Source organism: Longimonas sp., from assembly GCF_046498435.1.
Classification (GTDB): domain Bacteria; phylum Bacteroidota; class Rhodothermia; order Rhodothermales; family Salinibacteraceae; genus Longimonas.
The window spans coordinates 1-3814 of sequence record NZ_JAWOAR010000169.1 but is presented as its reverse complement, the minus strand read 5'-3'; the positions used below and the strand labels follow the sequence as shown (position 1 = coordinate 3814).

The 3814-nt window shown below is 58.3% G+C and carries 3 protein-coding genes; 2 read left to right on the top strand and 1 reads right to left on the bottom strand.

Going from position 1 to position 3814, the window contains the following annotated elements:
• Positions 1–1122 (top strand): MMPL family transporter (locus R6U20_RS06245; protein ID WP_410337005.1); only part of this gene is annotated, 1122 nt, incomplete at its 5' end.
• A 54-nt stretch (positions 1123–1176) separates the two neighbouring features.
• On the opposite strand, the gene R6U20_RS06240 is transcribed toward R6U20_RS06245, so the two are convergent.
• Complete coding sequence (locus tag R6U20_RS06240) at positions 1177–1896, bottom strand: PPC domain-containing protein (protein WP_410337004.1); 720 nt, start codon at positions 1894–1896, stop codon at positions 1177–1179.
• 364 nt (positions 1897–2260) lie between these two features.
• Between R6U20_RS06240 and R6U20_RS06235 the strand changes: the two genes are divergently transcribed.
• Entirely contained in the window at positions 2261–3256 is a 996-nt protein-coding gene (locus R6U20_RS06235; protein WP_410337003.1) for a LacI family DNA-binding transcriptional regulator, read from the top strand.
• Positions 3257–3814 lie beyond the last annotated feature (558 nt).

The window sequence follows — 3814 nt, the reverse complement described above, 5'->3', positions numbered from 1 at the left end:
CCCGAATACGAGGACTACAATGAGCGCGCTGCGGTGATCGACGCGGTCGAATCGGACGACAATGAACGGCGCAACCCGGCGTACATTGTGGCCGATACGCAAGAGGATGTGCCGCGCATTGTGAACACGCTACGCGAGAGGGCGCAAGACTCGACCTCCACCATTCTTGCTGTCGAAAGCTTGCAGGAGCGCTTCCCAATTACTGACTCAACCCAGCAAGCGAAGCTCGACCGCATCGCATCCATTCGAGAAACAGCTACCGAAAACCGCTACCTGCGCGAGGACGACTCCGAGGACATGCAGAAGCTGCGCCGCGCTGCGCAGACCACCGAGCCGGTGGCCATGGAGGATGTGCCCGATTTCCTGCGCGATCAGTTCACCACGCGCGACGGCGAGCTGGGCCGCTTCGTAATGGTGTACCCAAGCGTGGGCCTTTCGGATGGGCGCAACTCAATGGCGTTTGCCGAGGAGGTGGGCACGGTGGTGCTCGATGACAGCACAACCTACCATGCAGGGTCTACGTCGCTTGTGGCCGCCGACATGCTTCGCCTGATGCAGGCGGAAGCCCCCTACATGATTGCCGCCACCTTCTTCATCGTAATGGTGCTCATGTACATCAACTTCGGACGGGTGCGCTGGGCCGCGCTTGCGCTGATTCCGCTCGTAGTCGGCGTGCTCTGGATGCTGCTCATTATGCAGGTCTTTGGCCTCCGGCTTAACTTCTACAACATGGTGGTGCTTCCAGCCGTGCTCGGCATCGGCAACGACGCGGGCGTGCACCTGGTGCACCGGTATCGCGAAGAGGGATTCGGAAGCATCTGGCCGGTCTTGCGATCGACCGGCGAGCACGTCACCATTGGCTCACTTACAACGATCATCGGGTTTGGAGGGCTGCTGCTTAGCTTCCACCCCGGGTTGCGCTCCATTGGTATGCTGGCAGCAGTCGGCATTGGGGCCACATTGCTGGCGGCGCTCACTTTCTTGCCTGCACTGTGGCAGTGGCTTGAAGACAGCGGACGCTTGTGGGCCGACCACGACAAGCACGCAGCAGAAGAAAATGGCGGCGTAGAAACCGAGCACGTACCGCCTGCCCCTACCCCCGAAGCCTCATCATCGAACTGACGGGCAGCAGGTAGCAGGAGCAGGCCGTGCTTTCAGAAGTCGTTAGGATCCGGCTCATTCATCGGCCGGAGTCAGAATGCGCACATCGTATGCGCCTGTTTCGCCCTCGCTGTAGCTGGTCACGTCAACCTGCCACTCGCCGCCATCGCCCTGAAGATCTTCCACCCGCGAAAGGCGGTACGAACTCTCCGATGATCCGTAGTCGTCGTTGCGCCAGCTTTCGCCGTCGGGCGACATAACGCGCAGGTAGCCGTCAAAGCCCAATGCGCGAAGTTCTACGATGAACGGTCCATCGGGCACATCCATCATAAGCGAGTCAAAGTACTCACCTTTGATGGACTCTTCGTCTTCCGGATCGAGGCGCCCGCTCACCTCCTCAACCACTTCGTAGCGCATGCGGTCTACAGTGACGGTGTAGTCGCCATACTCGTCTCCGTCTTCTGCCGAGTACGCACTAACCCATATTTCGTACTCCCCATCTTGGGGCGCGTTGAATGTGACCTGGGAGACGTCGCAGCAACTCCCGTGGTCGTCGTTCTCATAGGTCTCGTCATTGGGAGCCTGCACGAGCAGGTACGTGTCAAAGTCGTCGGTGGGGGCTTCCAGACGCACCGTGACCTCCTGGTTCGCCTCGGCCGTGAAGGTGTGCGTGTTGTAGTGAGCCCCATTGCCCCGGGTGGGCGCGTCGGTGGTCAGTGTACCGCTGTACTCTTGTGCCGCTACGGGAGCAACGAGCAGGAAGGACAGCAAAATCGGGAGTATACGTTGAGCCATCATGGACAGGTAGGGATTGAATGAAACAAGGTGTTGGAGGTAATCTTGACTGTTAAATTCAAATATAACACAAAACGCCATATTCTGTTGTGCGCACACAGACCGCATGCTCATTCACTGTTTCTACATTATTCTGGTGGTCACCGCTTATAAATAGAAGGTGGGAGACAAAGGTGCAAGCTCCTTTCCATTTTAGATTTTGGGTTTTGGATTGGCGAAGGGCATTTTTCAATTTTGAATACCCCCTTCCTACAACAGCGGACTGCACCCAATGAAACCGGTTCCTTATGACGCAGTGTTACAAGGCTGCGTGTCGCGCACGGTACGCCCGTAGTACATTTTATTCTGATCATTTTCCACCATCATGGGAGTTACCATTCGCGATGTTGCCAAAGTCGCTGGCGTATCAGCCACGACGGTTTCGCGCGTGTTTAACCACAGCGAACTGGTAACCGACGAAACCCAAGAGCGCGTCCGAACCGTGGCGCAAGACATGGGATACCGGCCCAACGCAACAGCGCAGAGCCTGAGCCACGGACGCACCCAGGTCGTCGGGGTTATCGTTCCGGCTCCTCACGGCGAGTTTTTCTCCGAGATCATTCGGGGCATCGACGAGGTCGCTCAAAAGGCCAATCACTACCTGCTCATTTCCAGCTCGCACTACAGCCTCTCAGAAAGCGAAGCGGCGCTGGATGCCCTGCGCGGTCGTGCCGACGGACTACTTGTCATGACCACACATGTCGAGACGCAATCCAAGCTGCTCGACGACATGGCAATCGATGTGCCTGTTGTGTTTATGAATAGCCCGCTTCAATCTACATCGTACGACACGTTCGACATCGAGAACTACGGCGGCGCTTACAAAGCCACCTCGCATCTCATCGAACGCGGCTACGAGCGCATCGGCATTATTCTGGGGCCGCCCGAAAGTCATGATGTACGCGAACGCACAGAGGGATACCGCGATGCACTCACAGAAGCGGGGCTCGATCCCGATGCACAGCCTGTTATCGAAGGCGATTTTACGCGGGCCAGTGGATACAAAGCAGGGGAAAAGATCCCCTCACTCAACCCGCACCCCGATGCGTTCTTCTCGTGCAACGACTACATGGCCATTGGCGCCATGGCTGCGCTCCAGAAAGAAGGGCTTCGCATCCCCGAAGACATCGCCATGGTGGGATTCGACGATATCCCCAGCGCGCGGTACAACACCCCGGCGCTCACCACGGTGCGCGTGCCCGTGCACGATCTGGGCCGACAGGCCGCACGCCGCCTCTTCGACCTCTTGCAAGGAGGCACCTCTACAACGCCGCGCCAGCGCGTTCTGCCGTCCGAGCTGGTTGTGCGATCGAGCACGTAGCGCGCTGAACGGCAGCCGGCAGACGCGAACTCGTGTGCAATCGTGCCGCCTTGCGACTTGTTGAGATGACTCACAGGACCTGGCACCGACGGTGCCGACAGTGGTCGGTGTCTGTTTAGCCCCCTCGTTGCATGGCTCCACCATGCGACGTTGATGCGTGGACTTTTCCCCCTTTGATTTGACATGCAGAGGACCACGTAAGAAAAGTAGGGACACGGCGCGCCGTGGTACGTGTTTAGCGACGTGTAGCCTGTGAACCTGTGCCGGGCGGTGTTTAGGCCAGGTTATACCATCTGCGCTGAATCATCATACAGGTGTTTGCAATCGGTGAGCGACGAAACTCGCCTTAATGTCGCCGGGGACGCAAGCGGTCCCCGGCTATGGGCTGCAAATCCTTAGCCCGGGATCAGGAGCGAAGCGGATATCCCGGGCGGCCTCCAACCTAACGTGTACATCGAAGTCCAGCGCCTCTACCTCACACGTTCGCTCGACGAGCGACGTGAACAGCCGGGTTATGCCTTGCGTCAGGCCTGGTACAACCGCGATGTCAACGTGCGA

Coding starts and splice junctions, on each gene's coding strand:
- R6U20_RS06240 (WP_410337004.1), bottom strand. CDS start 1,896: ATGGCTCAACGTATACTCCCGATTTTGCTGTCCTTCCTGCTCGTTGCT.
- R6U20_RS06235 (WP_410337003.1), top strand. CDS start 2,261: ATGGGAGTTACCATTCGCGATGTTGCCAAAGTCGCTGGCGTATCAGCC.